Source organism: Streptomyces melanogenes, from assembly GCF_014649795.1.
GTDB classification, from domain to species: Bacteria; Actinomycetota; Actinomycetes; order Streptomycetales; family Streptomycetaceae; genus Streptomyces; species Streptomyces noboritoensis.
In genome coordinates, this window is the sequence record NZ_BMTS01000085.1 from 1 (window position 1) to 1,036 (window position 1,036).

General features: G+C 69.3%; 1 protein-coding gene and 1 pseudogene. One reads left to right on the forward strand and one right to left on the reverse strand.

What is annotated here, in order from left to right:
- A pseudogene (locus tag IE252_RS42855) lies at nt 1-880 on the forward strand (IS110 family RNA-guided transposase); the annotation flags it as partial.
- Between the two features lie 48 nt (nt 881-928).
- On the opposite strand, the gene IE252_RS42860 reads toward IE252_RS42855, so the two are convergent.
- A partial coding sequence (locus IE252_RS42860; protein WP_308434615.1) for a VOC family protein occupies nt 929-1,036 on the reverse strand: 108 nt, incomplete at its 5' end.

Sequence of the window (1,036 nt, forward strand, 5' to 3'; positions counted from 1 at the left end):
CTGCCGTCATCGCTGATCAGGTCCGCGTCCGCCGGGACCTGCACCCCTTATCCACCGGCGACGAGACCGTCACCGACCTCAAGCTCCTCACCGGCCGCCGCATGGACCTGGTCGCCGACCGCACCCGCACCGTCAACCGCCTCCGTGCCCAGTTCACCGGCATCTTCCCCGCCCTGGAGCGGGCCCTGAACCTCACCAACACCGGCCCGCTACCCTGCTGACCGGCTATCAGACCCCCGCGGCCATTCGCCGGATCGGCGTCAAGCGGCTGGAGACCTGGCTGCGCAACCGCCACGTCGTCCGCCCCGACCGGCTCGCCGAAACCGCTGTCCAGGCCGCCGAACGGCAACACACGAGCCTGCCCGGCGAGAAGCTGGCCGCCACGTTGGTGCACACCCTGGCGAAGGAGGTGATGAGCCTCAACCAGCAGGTCGCCGAGCTCGACAAGGCCATCGAGGCCCGGTTTCACGACCACCACACCTTTGAGGTGATCACCAGCATGCCCGGCCTGGACATCATCCTCGGCGCCGAGTTCCTCGCAGCCACTGGCGGTGACATGACTGTCTTCGGCACCGCCGACCGCCTCGTCGGCTTCGGCGGCGCCGCCCCGGTGCCCCGCGATTCCGGGAAGCTGAGCGGGAACCTGCGCCGCCCGCAGCGATACAACCGCCGCCTCCAACGCGTCTTCTACACCTCGGCGTTGTTCAGCATCCGCCACTGCGAGGAATCCCGGCGCTTCTACGATCGCAAACGTGCCGAAGGAGAGCGCCATACCCAGGCCGTCCTGGCTCTCGCTCGCCGCCGCGTCAACGTCCTCTGGGCCCTCCTGCGCGACGGACGGCGCTACGAGCCAGCTCCGCCGGCAAGGGCTGCCGCATAGGAAGGGGCGCGACACGCTGCGCGCGGCCAGGTGGTCTGACCGACCCCGTCAAACCAGGCAAAACTCGTTACCTTCCGGGTCTGCCATCACCACGTGATCCGGCCTGCCCTGCAACTCGTCCTCGCGGACCACGGTCGCGCCCGCAGCGGTCAACCG